This is a genomic window from Sporosarcina cascadiensis, from assembly GCF_009650995.1.
GTDB classification, from domain to species: domain Bacteria; phylum Bacillota; class Bacilli; order Bacillales_A; family Planococcaceae; genus Sporosarcina; species Sporosarcina cascadiensis.
The window spans coordinates 13639-30963 of sequence record NZ_WHVV01000022.1; the positions used below are offsets into that span (position 1 = coordinate 13639).

Here is a 17325-nt window from a genome sequence, read left to right on the forward strand (position 1 = left end):
GGTATACTAAACAGAATGGAGTACGGGGAAGGAGTGGATGGCATGTTCGGCGGAATTAGCAGTGTACCATCCTGGTTCTATATCGTCGCATTTGCAGTCGTCATATTACTCGTCCTGTTCATCGAATGGAAAACGAGATAACACAATAGCGGAAAGTAGGAATGACATGTTAACATTTGAAGAGAAGCAGCAGATTATAGAGGGATTTCCGGAGTTAGTGAAAAAAGAGGTCTCCATGAAGCGACTGAATTATCATTATGAAGAATCGCTTTTCGATAAGACGGTCGTCGTGCAGCACTTGCACCCGAACGGCAACGGCTTTGTTTACGTGGCGGACGTCAAAGGCTATGAGCCGGATGAACGCGGACTAGTTAATATCCGTGAATTCACTGCGGAGGAATTGCGTACGGTCATTAAAGCGGCAGTGGAAGCACTGGCAACAGAGCCGGCAGAAGCAGAACCGCTGTCTGAAACATGGCAGCATCCAAATGGTTCAACGCTGACTGTGCTCGAAGAAGACAGCTTTTTCAATGTGTATCACGGCGTCAATCTGGAAGAAGGTTTCGGCGATTACGGAGAAGCCGTCAGCTATCTGAAGGAAGAAGGCTTTTCATTGAAAACGAAATAATGCAATAGGAGTGAAATGGAATGAAGGGGAAAACACTGGCAATTGGAATGGTCGTGTTTACGATCATTGTCGTGGCGGCCATCTATTTCATGGTTACAGTTACATTTAAAAATAATCCGACACAGAAGAATCATCAATCGATGGAAGTACCTTCTTATATGGAAGCCGGCGCGTTTGGCTGGGAAATAGGATAATAAAGTAAAGTACCTGTGCAGTGCAGGTACTTTTTATTTTGCTGTTTTGTCAGTAATAGTCTCTTTTAGATTTGTCCAAAACCGTTATACTCACTAGAAATCCGGATGCTAAAAAAATAAAAGATCCGATTATATAGACAAGGCGAATGCTGTAGAACTCGGCAAGAACACCAATTGCAGCCGTAAAGAAAATAATCAGCAGTGCCTCTACCACGCCAAACACACTGGAGAAGCGACCCATAATAGACACCGGCACATGATTTTGATAAAAAGTTAAGAATCCGATGTTTGCAAACGACAAGGCAAACGCCAATGTAAAAAAGCCGGTTGAAGCCCATACGAAGTTTTGGGAGAATGCAAAGATCAGGTAGCCAACCGGCGTAAATACGGCTCCGAAGCTGATGAGGATATTGGTTTTCAAATGGCTGGCGAATATAGCATTTGTCAATGATCCCAGTATAATTCCGATTCCTGCTATACTGACCAGAAACCCGTAGGTACTGTCAGACAACGAAAGTACTCTAGTTGCGAATGCAGCTTCCAGTGAGTCCAATCCTGTCATAAACACAGTAATTCCGCTGAAAAGAATATACACCCACGCAATATGCCAGTTTGATTTACTGAAGTTGAGAATTTCTAACCAGTCATTTCTGATCATGCGGAGGCTCCATTTTTCCGTCTTAACAACATCACTTTTGACGTTATCCAAGTTAGGCAGTAACAAAATAATTAAGGCCGAAATGCATAATGCAAGGGAATTTAATTGGATTGCAAGATATGGAGAGCCGATAAGAAAGAGAAACCCGGCTATTGATGGTCCTAGTATAAAGCCGCTTGAATTGATAAAGTTTCTTAGGGAGTTAAACCGCTGTCTATTACTCTCAGGTATCAGCTTGGTCATATAAACCATAGAGGTTGTTCCGAAGATGGAACTAGCCATATTGATGAGTAATACGCATAGATATATTAACAGCAGTGAATCCATATATAGCAGTAAAAGCAGTAAAAATGCTCTGATCAGGTCAAGGTAGATCAGTAATTTTCTTTTATTTATCCGGTCAACCAGACTGCCGGACCAAAAGTTTGTGCACAGAGCGGCAACAGGGATAAGTATATAAAGAACAGATACCGCGAATGGCGACCCTGTCATATCCAGTACAATTAGATTCAAGGCGATCAAGTAAACCCAAGCACCCAAATTCGACACGCCGATTCCCAGCAACAGCAATAAAGGATCTTTCCATTTATTTAATTTCAACATGGCAGCCACTCCTACATTCATTTTTTTGAACACAAAAAAAGAAATCCCACCCTCACGTCAATAGACTTGAGGGCGAGACTTCCTGAATGCAGAAGTTCGCGGTGCCACCCCAGTTTGTTCCTGCGTCGCCGCAAAAACCTTTTCAAGTACGCCTGCATTCTACAGCGCAGGTTTATACTCTATCTCGATAACGGGAGAACCCGGCACATAATCAATGTAATGACTATCCTATGTGCAGCTCCAAGGCTTGTTTCCATGTGTATTTGCATACTCCTTCTCAGCCGGCGGAGTTCTCTGTAACGCTTACCCACATGTACTTGTCTCTTCATCGCTTATTAATGTAAATATATGTTACCATAATTCAATCATATCGACATAGCATTTCCAAGGAAGTATTTTACTATACTTAAATTGATGCAGTAACCGTTAGGAAATCAGGAAGCGACCGTTCGTGCTTGTCGAGCATAATATGTTCCGGCTTGATGCCCTGCTCACAGAGGACTTCTATGTTTTGCATAAGGAACTCGTCACTGCCGACAACATAAAAGAGTCCGTCTTTATCTGCAGCCAGATTTTTCACTTCGTCATAGTACTCTTTACGGTTATCGACGAACTGTGAAGTGAAATTTTTGTCAGACGCGGATTGAAAGATCTCAGTAAATAAGTAGTCCGTTGAAGAATCAATATTCAGCGAATGAATTTGATTGACATTGTCGGCGCGGTCGAAGTAATCAAGTACAAGCGGTCTGAAAGTAGCCAGTCCGACGCCTGAAGAAAGCAGATACACATTTTTGTCTTCCCGTTTTAGCGGTACATTTGAATGTGTTTTAAATATGGCAACTTCACTTCCGACTTCTATTTTTCTTAAAATCATTTTAAACTCGGAACATTGCTCTCTGATGCGCGTAGTGATACCGATTGAGTTTTCATGTGGTAACGTGGAGATCGACATATGGCGGATCAAGCCGCGATTCGGTTTATCTCCGGCATTAAAACCTTCCAGTGCGAAGTGGGTGTGAGAACCTTCTTCCCATGTGAAATCCTCCGGGCGGTCAAGCATATACGTTTTAACCTCAGGTGTTTCTTCGATGATACTATTTATTTTTGTCCAGTAGATTTTCAATGTATAGTCTCCTCACGTAATAAGATGTAGCTTTACTATACAGTAAATGATAGCCATTCTCAATTAAAAGAGTGATTACTTCGAAAAAAGTTATAGGATGTAAGGCGGCTTCTAATTCAGAGTGAAGTATTGCTGAAAAAAACTTTCTGAAATAATCCGCTGCTCTTCACCAAAACATGTGCTTGACAACCTTTCACATGCATTTTGGCAATGTGTGGATATACTTGTGCGGATTTCGTTTCTCGACTTTGTAGGGATTTTAATTGAAGTGTGAGTTTGCAGTTTAAACCCGCTTCGGCGCTGGGGGATTGGCTTACGCTATGAGCCTACTGGCGGAGAGCATGCCAGCAGTCTCACAGCCACGGCCGACCCCGCAGTTGCGCCTTCGCTGGCGTGGTGTATTTATATCATTTTGCTTTTTCTCAGAGTGTAGGTTTTGTGGGTGTGATTTCTTTTCGCAACTTTGCAAACGCATTGATCACAAGAATTTTAGCCACTGTAGAATAATAAGTATTGCATGAAATACCTAGCCTATCGTAATCATATTAAATATGATACCCATACTGTCTACTCACATAAGAAGTATTGAAAAACCAGCTAGTGCACCTTTGTTCTAGGCAACCTAAGTACGCCGACAGGTGCCTTAATGTCTGCAAAAACCACAGAAATACGGCCAAGCGAATCCTATACTGCAATCACAGCAAATCTCAAACTGCTCATGAAATAGCCTGTCAAGCACACCTTTTGGTGCAGACCCTAATTCTCTGCTTCATTTAATTTGATAGGAGGGGACTACTGCATGACCAATAAAGATTTTACAGTGGATACTAAAAAAACCGCCTATACTCACTTTGATATCCTTTGATTCATTCTGGTTAGTAGTTAAGTTGCCATTTAACGTACCTCTAAGCGCCAGGCCCATATTTTCATCTTGCAATTTTCCATCTACGTACAACTTTTCGCCAGTAAACCATCTATTTTCAACTTGTATTATATGACCTTCATAATTCGCTTCAAATACTTTCTTCATGAAATCCCTCCTCGTAAAATTAGTGGACCTTATTGCTGGTAAGGACAGCGCACTTCTTCAAGAATTCGCCTCCATTATTATGCATACGTTCTGGATCGGCACTACGTTTCATTTTGAAAAAAAGAGCACCGAAAAATCGGTGCTCAAACGAATTTTGCTTATTTTCCTAGGTCATGCGGCTGCTGGTTTTTCGAGCGGTACAGCCCTTTGCCGAACGGCAGCCACCAGTTCCACTTGCCGAACAGTTTCATCAGACTCGGCACGAGCAGCAGGCGGATGATCGTCGCATCAATGGCGACCGCAATGGCGATGCCGACGCCGATTTGTTTTACCGGCATAACGTCCGTAAACGCGAAAGCACCCGTCAGAACAATCATGATCAGTGCAGCGGATGTGATAACTTTACTTGTCGTCGCAAGTCCTTCGACCGTAGACTTATCGTTATCGAATGAATAGGAGAATTCCTCCTGCATCCGTGAAATCAGGAATACTTCATAGTCCATGCTCAAGCCGAAAACGAGGCTGAACACGATGACCGGAATAATGAGTGCGACGGTTCCGGGATGCAGTCCGAAATGGCCGTACTGGAATATATAGACGAGTATCCCGAATGTCGCCGACAGCCCGAGAATATTCATCAGGATTGCCTTAATTGGGATGACGAGCGACCGGAATGCAAACATCAGGATGAAGAATGTCGACACGACAATGATCAGCAGCACGTAGACGATTTGATTGGCGATTTCGTCGAAAATTTCTTGATTGAATCGCGATTCGCCGCCGATCAATAAATTCCAGTCTGTCTTTTTTGCGGACCAGTCGCGCACCCAGTCCTGTGCTTCGTTCGAACTGCCGGAAGCGTTGAGTGTGACCGGGACGAGCAGCTGGTCACCGTTCGTGAAGTTCTCAAGCACCGGTTTCAGCTGTGCATCCATGTCTGGAACGAGCAGTGACTGTTCCCATTGATCTGGTGTTTCGATCCCGCTCACCGTGTAAATTGTAGAGACATCTCCGACCAATGGGTCATCGGTCAGCTGTTGCTCAAGTTTTTTCATCTCCGACAGCCCGCCGGTATCCTCCCAGCCGCCCGCGCGTTCTGCGAGAAGGAAGACGGTGCTTTCATTACCCATTCCGAACGTGTCCTGCATACTTTCGAATGCCTGCCGCGTATCGAATGACTCAGGAAGCGAGTCGATCTGCGGTATCGTCAGCTCCATATTTCGTACCGGGATGAGCGCGATGGCCAATAAAACAAATGCCACGATAGCGATGGTCACGGGACGCTTAATGACGGCATTGGCAAATTTCCTCCAGCCATTCGCTTCTTCACCGCGGTCCTTCAGCAGCCGTCCTTTATGGATACGTTCGCCGAGCAGCAGCAGCACAGACGGCAGTAAAGTGAGGGAGGCTGCGACCGCCATGCCGACCACGACCATACCGCCGAGCGCGATGTTCCCGAAAATATCCACTTTGATCAGCAGCATAGCGCCGAGGCCGATGAACACGCAGACGGCGGAGAAGATGATCGAGCGTCCTGCCGTGCGGATTGTCATGATGACGGAGTCCGTGATGCTCTGTTTCTTCAGTTCTTCGCGGTAGCGGCTGATGAACAGCAGCGCAAAATCGATACTGAGTGCGAGTCCGAGCATCGGCACGATGTTCAGCACGAAAATGGACAGATCCACATTGTTGCCAAGCAGTGCCAGGATACCGAGCGAGCAGACAACGGTCCCAATCCCGACCAATAAAGGCACAACCGACGCGACGATCGTGCCGAATGCGAACAGCAGCACGATAATCGCGATCGGCAGACCAATCGCTTCCGCTGTCATCAAGTCACGCTGACTTGCTTTATTGATATCGTGCTCAAAAGCGCCTCCGCCTGTCAGTACAATGCCGTTTTCTCCTTCGAATGAATCCCGGATATCCTCTACGGCTTTCGGCATATCGTCCGGTTCTTCGCTGAATTGCAGCATCGCATAGGAAAGATCGTCTGTGTATTGATCTTTTTCATTCAGCGGTGAAACGATTTCAGACGCAATTCCGAGGGAGTCCAGTTCAGAAAGGGTTGATTCTATTTCCTTGTCTGTCTTTCCGTCAAATACTAAAAACAGCGTCTCGGCAGGCAGATTGAAGTCCTCTGAGACGATTTTCATAACTTTTTCATGCTCCCCGTCCACTCGGAAGCCGTCACCCGCGAGCAGGCCGGGCAGCTGGATGGCGAAATAGGTCATGACGCCGAATAAAATCAGCCAGAAAGCGAGAATCCATTTATATGATTTGGTGATGAAGTTTGCAAAGCTGTGCAAGGTGATTCCTCCCAGGTGATCTATGTATTGATCAGGTAGTCTATGTTTATCATAGCGGAGAACGGGTGGAATGTCTTGCCGAATCGGCTGAAATCAATGACATCAAAACCTTTCTATGAGCGCTTGCGGGGGTTTTATGATCGCACAGGGCAGAGGTATGAGCACTCAACGAAGTGTAATGAGCGGTTGTAGGCAAACTACGAGCGGCAGCAAGGCTGTTATGATCGCTTGTCACTGTTATATGATCGTTGCTGTATATGTATTTTAAAAAAGAGAGCAATAAAAAAACCACTTCCCAAAAGGAAGTGGTTTGAAAGGTTAAATTAGTTTTTTGTAACGTTAGTTGCTTGAAGTCCGCGTTGTCCTTGCTCGATTTCGAAAGACACGTCTTGACCTTCTTCAAGAGTTTTGAATCCGTCGCCTTGGATAGCGGAGAAGTGTACGAATACATCGTCGCCATCTTCACGTTCGATGAAGCCATAACCTTTTTCTGCGTTAAACCATTTTACTTTACCTTGTTCCATGTTTGTTTCCTCCTCGTGCACTGTTGTGTACACATTGTATTACTATCCTTGCTCAATTCTTGAAACGGTCGAGATGAAATCGTCGGACCAACGTCGAACAAAAATAATTCTCCTTTATCATAACAACTATTGGCAGACATTGCAAGTTAAAAGAACCCTACACGAATAACGCGAGGACCTTATAAACGATTGCTGCGACAAGTGCAGAGATCGGCATCGTGATGATCCACGTCATAACAATGGTCTTCGCAACGCCCCATTTCACGCCTTTTAAACGCTGTGCTGACCCTACACCCATGATGGATGAAGAAATAACGTGCGTCGTGCTGACAGGCAGATGGAGCAGGGTGGCGCCGAAAATGATGGTAGCAGAATTCAGATCTGCCGCAATGCCGTGAATCGGACGGATCTTCATAATTTTACCGCCGACGGTTTTGATAATCTTATAGCCGCCGATCGATGTTCCGATTCCCATGGAAGTGGCGGCTGCGATCCGTACCCACAGCTGAATATCATCGGAAGTCTGCAAATTGGCGGCAATCAATGCCATTGTAATGATTCCCATTGCTTTTTGCGCATCATTCGTGCCGTGCGTGAACGACTGGATAGCCGCCGTTCCGATCTGCATATAGCGGATCCGTTTATTCGCTTTGAAAAGATTACGGTTTTTCAGAACATTCTTCAGGACTGTCATGACAATGAAACCGCCGACCAGCGCAATGACCGGGGACAGAAGGAGTGCCTGAATAATCTTGATGAATCCGCTGTAGTTCAGAATCCCGAAACCGGCTGCTGCAATCGCGGCTCCTGCGATCGAACCAATCAGCGCGTGTGACGAACTGGAAGGAATTCCGAAATACCATGTCACAAGGTTCCAGATGATCGCAGAGACAAGCGCGGCTAAAATGACCAATGAACCCACACCGTCAGGCAATAAAAAAGGGTCAACAATATCTTTTGTAATCGTCTTCGCGACCCCTGTAAACGTCAATGCTCCGATAAAGTTCATCGTTGCTGCCATCATAATTGCAGTCCGCGGTTTTAATGCACGCGTCGAAACAGATGTGGCGATGGCGTTGGCTGTGTCGTGAAAACCATTGATGAAGTCGAATGCCAGGGCAAACACGACAACGAGAATGGTGAGTATGAGAATCGTATCCATCAGCTGTTACTCCTTACGCGTTACGCATTATGATCGTTTCGATTGTGTTGGCGACGTCCTGGCAATAATCAGCGGTTTCTTCGAGTAATTCGTACAGATCCTTCAGCTGAATGATTCGGATTGGATCTTTTTCCCGAATGAACAACTGCTTAATGGATGTCCGCAGCACGTCGTCGCAAATCCGTTCATACTCTTTGATCTGCACGGCATGTGTGCGCATCTCCACAAGCTTCTTATTCGTCAGAAGCTCCATTGCTTTGACGATTTCATCCGTGCTTTTGACGATATTGTCCATGAACTTCTGCATATATTCATCCACTTCAATGAGGGAGAACATTTCCAAATTTCCAATGAAATGCTCGATTCCATCTAAGATGTCGTCCATTTTGATGGCCAGCTGCAAAATATCTTCACGTTCAATCGGTGTCATGAACGATGTGTTCAGTTTGGTGATCAATTCATGAATCAGCGTATCGCCTGAAGTCTCAAATGCTTTCATTTTGATGCTGATTTCCTTCAGGTCCGCCACCGTATCTACTTTAAAATCATCTGCATAGTGCAGCGACTCCTGCACATGTTTCGCAATGTCCAATAAAGCAGTGAAAAATGGATCGGGTTTTCGTGGACTTAACATGTATTTTCCTCCATCTATTGTTGAAATCGTTAGTGTAACGTAGTTCAGCAGTTTCCCAAACACGCCTTAACGTATTGGATTCCTACATCATACCAAAATAATTGCATAAAAAGATAGAGAATCGTGTAGTAATTTGATGGTTTTTGCGCAGAACTTCAGAAAATCTTAAGAATCATCCTTATGGTTCCTTAAGATGGTATTTGTATACTGAAGTTAATACAGTCGTGGGAGGAAAAATATTGATTACAGTAGATAATATAAATCATTCATTTTTAATCGGAAGAAAAGGGAAAGAAACCAATGTGCCTGTGCTGAAGCGTATTTCATTTTCGGTCCGGCAGGGAGAGATTGTCTCAATTGTGGGACGAAGCGGCTCCGGAAAATCCACATTGCTTCATATATTAGCAGGGTTCTTAAAACCGGACAGCGGAGAAATACGGGTGAAAGATACGGTGACTTCCACATTTTCCGAACAGCAAAGTGCGCAGTTCCGTTTGGAGAACTTCGGTTTCATTTTTCAAAATTTCCAGCTCATGCCTGGTCTGACGGCATTCGAGAATGTGGAGTTGCCGCTGAAGTTAACAGGGATGAATCGTCATACACGTAAAGATAAAGTCAATAAGTTGATGCAGCAAGTGGGTTTGACTGCTGTACAGGATCATTATCCGAATGAATTGTCAGGAGGACAGCAGCAGCGGGTCAGTATCGCGCGTGCACTGATCACGGATCCGCCCATTATTTTCGCGGACGAACCGACAGGCAGTCTGGATTCGGAGACGGAGCTGGAAGTATTGCAGTTGATCCAAACACTTAATAAGACGCTCGGCATCACGTTTGTCATCATCACACATGACGATGAAGTGGCACACAAGGCGGACAGGATGTACCGGATGCATGACGGGATTTTGACGGAAGAAGGTGTTCCACATGCAGTTTAAAGACCAGATTGATTTTATTCGGCAGCATATCAGGAAAAATAAACTGCGCGTTTTCATGACGGTTCTCGCGGCAACAATGGGTACGGCATTTCTGATCGTATTGGCAAGCGTCGGCTTCGGAATTCACGATACGCTGAGAAACGAGATTCTGGATAATCGGCTGGTTACACAAATTGAAGTGTATTCCAGTGAACTGGATGTCAGTAAAGCGGTGGAAATGAAAGACATCGACCATGTCAAAGCGGTCGTTGTGCGTCAGAATGTCAATGCGCTGCAGCAGGAGTCAATCGGGAAATATACCGCTAACGGTAATTTACTTGTGACCGATTTTAATGAAGAAGCAAAAGTCGGCTTCGCTTTGGAAGAGGGAAGACTGCCGGAAACAGCTGATGAAGTGGTAGTGGGGAGCGGTTTTGCTGAGAGTTTGATTGACCAGCAGGCTGCCGATAAAATAATGGAATCACTTCCTGCAGATTCACAGGAAGAACCCGATCTACCTGCATACGATGGAAAATTGATCGGAGAAAAGTTCGTTTATCAAATGGGAGATTACAATACAGGTGACCTATTTAAGGATCAAACCGAATTGACCATTGTCGGCATTGCCGAAAAGCCGTCAAAAGACTGGCTGGTGGACAATAAAATTTACGCGGATGCGGAGCTGATTCCTAAACTGGAGAACATCTACCAGAAGCAGGAGGCAGACTTGGAGGATAATCCGCTGCTGTCCAGTATGCTGTACGTTTACGCGGATGAGCTTGAAAACGTAAAGTCGGTCACGAATCAATTGAAAGAGGACGGCTATGATGTCTATTCCATCTCAGAAGAATTGGATCGCGTTGATGTATTCTTTCTTGCGTTGAAAGCGGGTCTCGTATTTGTGGGCACGATTGCCATCTTAATCTCTTCTATTGGAATCTTCAACACGATGACCATGGCTGTGACGGAACGCACACGTGAAATTGGTGTCATGAAGGCGATCGGTGCACAGCCAAAGCTGATTCAGCGGCTGTTCTTGATGGAAAGCGCATGGATTGGGATTGTCGGAACTGTTTTAGCGCTCATTATTTCCTACGCCGTAAGCTTTGTTTCCAATTGGTTACTGCCTATCATCGTGGGGGCGGCAATGGGGGAAGAGGATTTTGCTGATTTACATGTCACATTCTCCATCATTCCCTGGCAGCTGGTCGTTATTGCTTCCGCCATCAGTCTGACTGTCGCCGTTGTATCAGGCTGGCGTCCTGCAAGAAAGGCTACGAAAATCGATGTGATTGATGCGCTGCGGCGCGAATTATAAGAGAAACCAAGAGTTCCTGAAATTCCGGGAGGCTCTTGGTTTTTTTTATTTTGTTTTCTGTTAGGGATTATTACGTCTGCGTTAAGATTTTGTAAGTATGTTGAAAATTAATTACTGAATGAGATGATAGAGGCAAATGAAACGGGAAAGGTGTTTGGAATGAATCGTTTACTAGGAATACTCATTGCCTCAACAAAGCTTGGTCTGACTTCATTTGGCGGACCGGCTGCTCATTTAGGCTATTTTCATGAAGAATATGTCCGTAAGCGCAAGTGGATGGATGAAAAAAGCTATGCAGATTTAGTGGCGCTTGCCCAGTTCCTGCCGGGTCCTGCGAGCAGTCAAGTCGGAATTGGCGTTGGAATAGCCCGGGCCGGCATATTGGGAGGAATTGTTTCATTTATCGGCTTCACGATGCCTTCCGTGCTGGTCTTAATTTTATTTGCGATGCTGTTCGTTGGTTCGGATATCGGCCATGCAGGCTGGCTGCATGGATTGAAGATTGTGGCGGTGGCAGTTGTCGCGCATGCAATTCTTGGCATGGCGAAAAATCTGACGCCCGATACGGCACGAAAGACGATTGCGCTGCTTGCGCTCATTGCCGTTCTTTTATGGCAGACAGCTTTTACACAAATTGCAATTATTTTATTGGGGGGAATTGCGGGGCTCCTTCTCTTTCGATCTGCCGAGCAAGACAGTGGAATCGATCAATCGAAATTTCCTTTATCCAAAAAAGCAGGGGCGCTTTGCCTGACACTCTTTTTTGGGCTATTAGCCGTTTTGCCGATTTTACGTGAGCTGACGGGCTCTTACTGGGTAGCACTGTTCGATAGTTTTTATCGGGCAGGCGCGCTTGTATTCGGCGGAGGGCATGTGGTTTTGCCTTTATTGGAACAGGAATTGGTGCCGATGGGCCGGATCAGCGGTGAAGCATTTCTGGCCGGGTACGGAGCGGCGCAGGCGGTTCCCGGTCCGTTGTTCACGTTCGCATCGTATCTCGGTGCAGTGATGAACGGCTGGCAGGGCGGATTATTTGCGACCTTTGCGATATTCCTGCCTGCTTTCCTGCTGATTGCGGGCGCGCTTCCATTTTGGGATTTGTTGCGCAGCCATCCTCGGATCAAAGGTGCTGTAATGGGTGTCAACGCTGCGGTGATCGGGATTTTATTGGCTGCATTATATCATCCGATTTTCACAAGTTCAATTGGGAAACCGGCCGATTTTGCGTTGGCGGCGGTACTATTCAGCATGCTGGCATTTTGGAAGATTCCGCCGTGGATCGTTGTACTGACAGGCGCTGCAGGCGGATTATTATTATAGAATGGAAGGCAGCCTAACAGAAAGGCTGTTTTTGATATACTGCCGTCTGGCAGACAGGCAGCGGCACGCAGCCCAATATGAAAAGAACTGCTCATATAGACATTGCCAGGACGCAACTTTGCTTTCAGGAAGTCGCCTGTCAAGCCGTCGAATGCGACGAGCGGATGAAACCCGACCGTCTGGTAATGCGCGCTGTATGCTGCCTCTTCCTGTTCACCATACGTATCGGTATTCGAGGAATCGAGGTCTACAATCAGCGCTTGCGCCTGCCGGGCGCGGTGAACCTGGTCAAGAAGCGTTTGGTTTGCTGCCTGCAATCAGGATACTGAACAAGTGTTTCGGACTCGCCGAGGCTTAATGAAATTAATGCAAGATGTAAATTATCAATAAATTGTTTGTCTATCTTCCTTCCTCCTTTTAATTCAAATGAAACAATGCCGCCCATGTCGTTCATTTGCCCTTTCGCTAACTCATGTTGCGGATGTGAAGGTAAACTCGGAGTTCAACAGCGGGATGCACTTTCAAGTACTTCGCAATCTCCAAAGCATTCTAACAATGTCTTTCCATTCTAATCGGAAGCGTCTTCATTCCCTTCTGCAATAGGTAAATCTCCCATTAGTTTCTTTCGTATCATAGCAATTTCTTCTTTCTCTCCAATGACAAATCCGGCAATCATATCTCCATAACCCTTAAGATATTTTGTACCACTATGAACGACCACATTTACACCCATCGTTAATGGCTCTCGTAATAGAGGGGTCATGTGTAAACTTCCCGGCTTTTTCTTTCCCTAGGATGAAATTCAATATTTTATAACGGATTTTAGTCTCTTTTTCATCCGGCATGGTATCACCTTTAGGGATTAACCCTCGACGTGATCATTCAGCATAGGGTGCAGGGTTCTGTTGCCAATTAACTCGCTTTCATCAAATTTTCATAATGGGACAGTATGATGAAGATGGAGAGGAAATGGGGGACTTGAATGGCATCGATAAGTAAATTGATTTCCATATCTATTCTAGTCTTCAGCATAGCTCTTAGTATTTTGCTCTTTTATTTGATGAGTGAACTGCCGAAGGAGCAGAAAAAGAAGATGGTCGATGAAATGGTTTCGCAACTGATCAATTTTGTTTTATTTATGTGGGCGGGAAAAGTTCTTTTGAATCTTTCTGTCTTTATCACAGATCCAATGGCGATCTTGGCGTACCCGGGAGATTCAGGCGCTTTCTATGCGGCTGTGTTATTTAGTGGGTTGCTCTTGTCGTATAAGGTGAAACGAGGACATTTGGAGGGCCTGGCTGTCGGAAGGGCTTTTGTTCATCTGTATTTATCCGCGGCATTTTTATATGAGTTCATTCAATATACTTGGAATGATCAGATCTATTCATTGAGAAGTCTTATATTATTGGCGATTCTTCTGGGAGTTTTTACTTACTTGAATGGACGGATGGCGACGGGGAAGTTACTCGGAATCTTATTGACAGTTTGGACATTCGGGATGGCCGTGCTGTTGACGATCCAGCCTTATGTAACGGTGTTCGGTTATATGATTAAACCGTGGTTCCTCTTGCTCTTTTTCGCAGCCAATTTGCTATTGCTAATACTACAACATAGGAAGGAAGGACGTTATGGGTGGAATTGAAACAGATACGGTATTGATAGTAGGGATGTTATTGGCAGTCGGAGCGGGGGCACTTTCTTTTTTGTCTCCTTGTGTGCTGCCTATTTTCCCGGCATATCTTTCGTATATTACAGGAATCAGTGTGAAAGAACTTCAAGGGAACCAGACGATAAAAATCCGCAGAAAATTAATTAGTCATTCCCTTGTATTTTTACTGGGGGTATCGCTTGTCTTCATCAGCCTGGGGGCCGGTGCCTCCTTTTTCGGTCAGTGGATTTCAGAACTGTTAAGAGGAGACTCCGGCTTGTTTATCCAACGAATTGCCGGGATTTTCATTATAGTCATGGGCTTGTTTATAGGTGGATGGGTCAATATTACGGGGTTGATGAAAGAACGTCGCATTCAATCGACGAGGAGACCGACCGGCTATTTTGGGACATTTTTCATCGGACTCGGGTTTGCAGCCGGCTGGACGCCTTGTATCGGTCCAATCTTCGGTTCCATTTTAATGCTGGCTGCGAGTAACCCGAGCCAGGGAATTTTCTACACGATTATGTATGTTATCGGTTTTGCGCTGCCTTTCCTTATCTTGACATTTTTCCTTGGCTCGACGAAGTGGATTGTCCGCCGCAGTCAGGTGATCATGAAAGTAGGCGCAGTCATCATGATTTTGATGGGTCTTGTATTGTTTTTCGGCTTAATGCCATTAATTACAGGTTGGCTGCTTGATTTAGTAGACGGCACGTGGTTATCAAACCTGGGATAAATAGGGGGAGATCATGAATGAAGAAGAGAGTAATATTACTAGCTGTCGTAATGGTGTTGGTCGGTTGGGCCGTCTATGACTTTACCTTTTCGGAAAAGGAAACAGCAACGGGCCGACCGCTTCAGGCAGATGTTTTCAGTACCGTAGATTCCAATGAAATCGGAATTCAGCGCGGCCAATTGGCGCCTGACTTTGAATTGAAGACATTGGAAGGGGAGACAGTCCAATTATCGGATTATAGAGGACAGCGAGTATTGTTGAACTTTTGGGCGACTTGGTGTCCGCCATGTCGGGCGGAGATGCCAGATATGCAGAAGCTGTATACACAAAGCAACTTGGATGTCGAAATATTGGCAGTCAATCTAACATCTACAGAAAATAATGAAGAAGTGGTCGCTCCATTTGTGGATGAATATGGGCTGACATTTCCCGTCTTGATGGACAGAAGTTCTGACGTGAGCAATCTGTATAGTGTCTATGCGTATCCTACGACGTACATGATTGATTCGGATGGCCGTATTCAATTCGTTGCACTTGGGGCGATCAATTATGATCTAATGGTCCAAGAAGTGGAGAAGATGAAATAAGAACTTAACGAATATACAATAACGAGGAGGTGATTAGGTGAAGCAGACCATATTAGTAGTTGAAGATGACAAGCTAATCCGTGATTTGATTTGCATCTATTTGAAAAAAGAAGGGTACGATGTAATTGCGGCAGTCGATGGTGAGGATGCGAAAGACCTTTTCCTCAAGCATCATCCTTGTTTGATTGTACTGGATTTGATGCTGCCGAAATGTAGCGGGGAAGATTTTTGTAAATGGGTGAAGGACCAAGAGCAGAATGAAGTGTCTATTATCATGCTATCTGCCAAAGTTCATACGAATGATAAAATCAATGGGTTACGAATGGGTGCCGATGATTATATGACAAAACCGTTTGATCCGGATGAACTTCTCGCACATGTGGAGGCGGTCTTGCGGAGAACCGGCCCATTCTGTCAAAAGATTGCATACGACGGGCTATGTATCAAACCAAGAAAGGGAGAAGTACTGCTTTTCGATCAAAAAATAAACTTGACGAAACACGAATTTAATTTATTGTTCCATTTTATGGGGAATCCGCATATCGTTTTCACGCGAGAGGATCTCCTTCATCAATTGTATCCGTATGGCGATAAAGTTGTATTAGATCGGACCATCGATGTCCATGTAAAGAAACTGAGGGAGAAAATCGAGGAGGTTCCCTCTTCCCCTAAACGCATTCTCACGGTGCGAGGAATGGGATATAAATTTGTGTATGGTTAAGTTGATCAGGTCGTTGCTGCCAAAACAGCTCCTCTGGCGATTGACATTTTTAAATGTCTTCGCAATCTCACTTTTCATCACCCTCAGCAGCTTTGCTATTTATAATACAGCCTGTGTGCTGGTGGATGGTATGGGGACGATGAATGAACAAGGACAAAGTCATTTTAATGCCACTCTATTACAGTATTTATGGATATTCAGCATATCCACCATTTTAATGGGAAGCCTTATTCACTTTTATTTAACGAGGAAATTGATTCGTCCGTTAAAAGTGCTGATTGAATCTACTAAGGACATGAAAAAAGGACATTATCCTGAGGTGATTCAAACAAAATCCAGAGGGGAAATAGGAGAATTGATCATCCATTTCAATGAACTGGTGCAACAATTGAAAAACAATCAGCAATCCCGGCAGAAGCTGGTAACGGATCTTTCCCATGAATTCCGAACCCCTTTATCAAACTTAACGAGCTATCTTATTGCGTTGCGCAATGGTGTCATTGTAGGAGATAAAGAGTTATTCGGTGCGCTTAGCGGTGAATCGAAACGTCTGACCACGATGGTGGAACAGTTGGAGCAATTAAAGGAATGGGATTATGTCTCGAAACAAACCTTCACAGAAAAAGAACGGGTAGATATGCGGTTGCTGATCGAGCAATCTATTGAAATGTTTCATTGGACATTAAAGGAAAAAGGCATCCCCGTACTAGTTGAAGCTGATGCTGGGATGGTGAATGTATATAACGGAGGCATTCCGCAAGTTCTCAGCAACATCATCGATAACGCCATTCGCTATTATGAAGGGAAAGAGCCCATCCGGATACATGGCGAGGTTTCGGAAGAAAGTTATCGAGTTTCAATCAGCAGTGAAGGTCAGGAGATTACAGAGGAAGAAAGAGCTAAAGTGTTTGAACGGTTTTATCAAGGCGATGCTTCTCGAAGTCACGGGACAGGTGGAACAGGGCTTGGCCTAGCGATTTCGAAAGAGATTATCGAGCATCATAATGGTCGGATTGGATTGGATTCTATACAGAACCACTATCATACTTTTTGGTTCACGTTACTGCTTGAAGAAACGGAATATGTGTAAAAAATTATGAATGCTTGAACAAAAAGAGATTTGTCAACTGTTCTAGCGGCATAAGCAGTTGTAGGCTTTGACAGAACAGCATTTTTTCTTCATGCTATACTAAGAAGAATCTAATGAAGA

General features: G+C 44.8%; 19 protein-coding genes, 1 pseudogene and 1 other annotated feature. Of the genes and pseudogenes, 10 read left to right on the forward strand and 10 right to left on the reverse strand.

The window, feature by feature from the left end:
* The first annotated feature begins 166 nt into the window (after positions 1-166).
* Both GDZ68_RS16500 and GDZ68_RS16505 read left to right on the forward strand, forming a co-directional pair.
* The gene (locus tag GDZ68_RS16500; RefSeq protein WP_153723416.1) at positions 167-628 is read left to right on the forward strand and encodes a hypothetical protein; all 462 of its coding nucleotides are present in this window, start codon (positions 167-169) and stop codon (positions 626-628) included.
* 20 nt (positions 629-648) lie between these two features.
* Positions 649-822, forward strand: coding sequence for a hypothetical protein (locus tag GDZ68_RS16505; RefSeq protein ID WP_153723417.1), 174 nt, complete (start codon positions 649-651; stop codon positions 820-822).
* 49 nt (positions 823-871) lie between these two features.
* On the opposite strand, the gene GDZ68_RS16510 is transcribed toward GDZ68_RS16505, so the two are convergent.
* The 7 genes from GDZ68_RS16510 to GDZ68_RS16540 all read right to left on the reverse strand — a co-directional run bounded on the left by GDZ68_RS16510 (position 872) and on the right by GDZ68_RS16540 (position 8865).
* Positions 872-2083 (reverse strand): MFS transporter, encoded by a 1212-nt coding sequence (locus GDZ68_RS16510; RefSeq protein ID WP_228551144.1) that lies wholly within the window; start codon positions 2081-2083, stop codon positions 872-874.
* Positions 2084-2148: 65 nt separating this feature from the next.
* Positions 2149-2421, reverse strand: a binding site (T-box leader).
* Between the two features lie 68 nt (positions 2422-2489).
* Entirely contained in the window at positions 2490-3206 is a 717-nt protein-coding gene (locus GDZ68_RS16515) for a dihydropteridine reductase (RefSeq protein ID WP_153723418.1), read from the reverse strand.
* A 769-nt stretch (positions 3207-3975) separates the two neighbouring features.
* Complete coding sequence (locus GDZ68_RS16520) at positions 3976-4236, reverse strand: hypothetical protein (RefSeq protein WP_153723419.1); 261 nt, start codon at positions 4234-4236, stop codon at positions 3976-3978.
* A 158-nt stretch (positions 4237-4394) separates the two neighbouring features.
* Complete coding sequence (locus GDZ68_RS16525) at positions 4395-6545, reverse strand: MMPL family transporter (protein WP_153723420.1); 2151 nt, start codon at positions 6543-6545, stop codon at positions 4395-4397.
* A gap of 323 nt (positions 6546-6868) precedes the next feature.
* Positions 6869-7069: a cold-shock protein gene (locus tag GDZ68_RS16530; RefSeq protein ID WP_009766462.1), complete on the reverse strand. Its 201-nt coding sequence runs from the start codon at positions 7067-7069 to the stop codon at positions 6869-6871.
* A 157-nt stretch (positions 7070-7226) separates the two neighbouring features.
* On the reverse strand, positions 7227-8231 hold the full coding sequence (locus GDZ68_RS16535; RefSeq protein WP_153723421.1) for an inorganic phosphate transporter: 1005 nt from the start codon (positions 8229-8231) through the stop codon (positions 7227-7229).
* Between the two features lie 13 nt (positions 8232-8244).
* Positions 8245-8865: a DUF47 domain-containing protein gene (locus tag GDZ68_RS16540; RefSeq protein ID WP_153723422.1), complete on the reverse strand. Its 621-nt coding sequence runs from the start codon at positions 8863-8865 to the stop codon at positions 8245-8247.
* A 239-nt stretch (positions 8866-9104) separates the two neighbouring features.
* On the opposite strand from GDZ68_RS16540, the gene GDZ68_RS16545 reads away from it, so the two are divergent.
* From GDZ68_RS16545 to chrA, 3 genes are all read left to right on the forward strand, one after another.
* On the forward strand, positions 9105-9803 hold the full coding sequence (locus GDZ68_RS16545; protein ID WP_153723423.1) for an ABC transporter ATP-binding protein: 699 nt from the start codon (positions 9105-9107) through the stop codon (positions 9801-9803).
* Positions 9793-11100 carry an ABC transporter permease gene (locus tag GDZ68_RS16550; protein WP_153723424.1) on the forward strand — a complete coding sequence of 436 codons (1308 nt, stop codon included), beginning with the start codon at positions 9793-9795 and terminating at the stop codon, positions 11098-11100. Before GDZ68_RS16545 ends, GDZ68_RS16550 begins: the two co-directional genes overlap by 11 nt.
* A 159-nt stretch (positions 11101-11259) precedes the next feature.
* Complete coding sequence (gene chrA / locus GDZ68_RS16555) at positions 11260-12420, forward strand: chromate efflux transporter (protein WP_153723425.1); 1161 nt, start codon at positions 11260-11262, stop codon at positions 12418-12420.
* 86 nt (positions 12421-12506) lie between these two features.
* Here the strand turns inward: chrA and GDZ68_RS16560 are convergent.
* The 3 genes and pseudogenes from GDZ68_RS16560 to GDZ68_RS16570 form a co-directional block, all read right to left on the reverse strand.
* Positions 12507-12737, reverse strand: a pseudogene (locus GDZ68_RS16560) (transposase); the annotation flags it as partial.
* Entirely contained in the window at positions 12674-12874 is a 201-nt protein-coding gene (locus GDZ68_RS18410) for a PLP-dependent transferase (protein ID WP_153723426.1), read from the reverse strand. The gene GDZ68_RS18410 and the pseudogene GDZ68_RS16560, both read right to left, overlap by 64 nt.
* 114 nt (positions 12875-12988) lie before the next feature.
* Positions 12989-13183 (reverse strand): PLP-dependent transferase, encoded by a 195-nt coding sequence (locus tag GDZ68_RS16570; protein ID WP_153723427.1) that lies wholly within the window; start codon positions 13181-13183, stop codon positions 12989-12991.
* A gap of 219 nt (positions 13184-13402) precedes the next feature.
* On the opposite strand from GDZ68_RS16570, the gene GDZ68_RS16575 reads away from it, so the two are divergent.
* The 5 genes from GDZ68_RS16575 to GDZ68_RS16595 are packed head-to-tail and all read left to right on the forward strand — an operon-like array spanning position 13403 to position 17205.
* The gene (locus GDZ68_RS16575) at positions 13403-14062 is read left to right on the forward strand and encodes a hypothetical protein (RefSeq protein ID WP_153723428.1); all 660 of its coding nucleotides are present in this window, start codon (positions 13403-13405) and stop codon (positions 14060-14062) included.
* Positions 14049-14807 (forward strand): cytochrome c biogenesis CcdA family protein, encoded by a 759-nt coding sequence (locus GDZ68_RS16580; protein ID WP_153723429.1) that lies wholly within the window; start codon positions 14049-14051, stop codon positions 14805-14807. Before GDZ68_RS16575 ends, GDZ68_RS16580 begins: the two co-directional genes overlap by 14 nt.
* Before the next feature lie 17 nt (positions 14808-14824).
* Positions 14825-15394 (forward strand): redoxin domain-containing protein, encoded by a 570-nt coding sequence (locus GDZ68_RS16585; protein ID WP_153723430.1) that lies wholly within the window; start codon positions 14825-14827, stop codon positions 15392-15394.
* A gap of 37 nt (positions 15395-15431) precedes the next feature.
* Positions 15432-16115 carry a response regulator transcription factor gene (locus GDZ68_RS16590; protein WP_153723431.1) on the forward strand — a complete coding sequence of 228 codons (684 nt, stop codon included), beginning with the start codon at positions 15432-15434 and terminating at the stop codon, positions 16113-16115.
* The gene (locus tag GDZ68_RS16595; protein WP_153723432.1) at positions 16108-17205 is read left to right on the forward strand and encodes a sensor histidine kinase; all 1098 of its coding nucleotides are present in this window, start codon (positions 16108-16110) and stop codon (positions 17203-17205) included. Before GDZ68_RS16590 ends, GDZ68_RS16595 begins: the two co-directional genes overlap by 8 nt.
* Positions 17206-17325: the final 120 nt, after the last annotated feature.

Excerpts from the sequence above, each read along its gene's own strand:
- GDZ68_RS16535 (WP_153723421.1), bottom strand. The coding sequence starts at position 8,231 with ATGGATACGATTCTCATACTCACCATTCTCGTTGTCGTGTTTGCCCTG.
- GDZ68_RS16585 (WP_153723430.1), top strand. The coding sequence starts at position 14,825 with ATGAAGAAGAGAGTAATATTACTAGCTGTCGTAATGGTGTTGGTCGGT.
- GDZ68_RS16505 (WP_153723417.1), top strand. The coding sequence starts at position 649 with ATGAAGGGGAAAACACTGGCAATTGGAATGGTCGTGTTTACGATCATT.
- GDZ68_RS16500 (WP_153723416.1), top strand. The coding sequence starts at position 167 with ATGTTAACATTTGAAGAGAAGCAGCAGATTATAGAGGGATTTCCGGAG.
- GDZ68_RS16570 (WP_153723427.1), bottom strand. The coding sequence starts at position 13,183 with ATGACCCCTCTATTACGAGAGCCATTAACGATGGGTGTAAATGTGGTC.
- GDZ68_RS16595 (WP_153723432.1), top strand. The coding sequence starts at position 16,108 with ATGGTTAAGTTGATCAGGTCGTTGCTGCCAAAACAGCTCCTCTGGCGA.
- GDZ68_RS16580 (WP_153723429.1), top strand. The coding sequence starts at position 14,049 with ATGGGTGGAATTGAAACAGATACGGTATTGATAGTAGGGATGTTATTG.
- GDZ68_RS16540 (WP_153723422.1), bottom strand. The coding sequence starts at position 8,865 with ATGTTAAGTCCACGAAAACCCGATCCATTTTTCACTGCTTTATTGGAC.
- GDZ68_RS16550 (WP_153723424.1), top strand. The coding sequence starts at position 9,793 with ATGCAGTTTAAAGACCAGATTGATTTTATTCGGCAGCATATCAGGAAA.
- GDZ68_RS18410 (WP_153723426.1), bottom strand. The coding sequence starts at position 12,874 with ATGAACGACATGGGCGGCATTGTTTCATTTGAATTAAAAGGAGGAAGG.
- GDZ68_RS16575 (WP_153723428.1), top strand. The coding sequence starts at position 13,403 with ATGGCATCGATAAGTAAATTGATTTCCATATCTATTCTAGTCTTCAGC.
- GDZ68_RS16510 (WP_228551144.1), bottom strand. The coding sequence starts at position 2,083 with ATGTTGAAATTAAATAAATGGAAAGATCCTTTATTGCTGTTGCTGGGA.
- GDZ68_RS16530 (WP_009766462.1), bottom strand. The coding sequence starts at position 7,069 with ATGGAACAAGGTAAAGTAAAATGGTTTAACGCAGAAAAAGGTTATGGC.
- chrA (WP_153723425.1), top strand. The coding sequence starts at position 11,260 with ATGAATCGTTTACTAGGAATACTCATTGCCTCAACAAAGCTTGGTCTG.
- GDZ68_RS16520 (WP_153723419.1), bottom strand. The coding sequence starts at position 4,236 with ATGAAGAAAGTATTTGAAGCGAATTATGAAGGTCATATAATACAAGTT.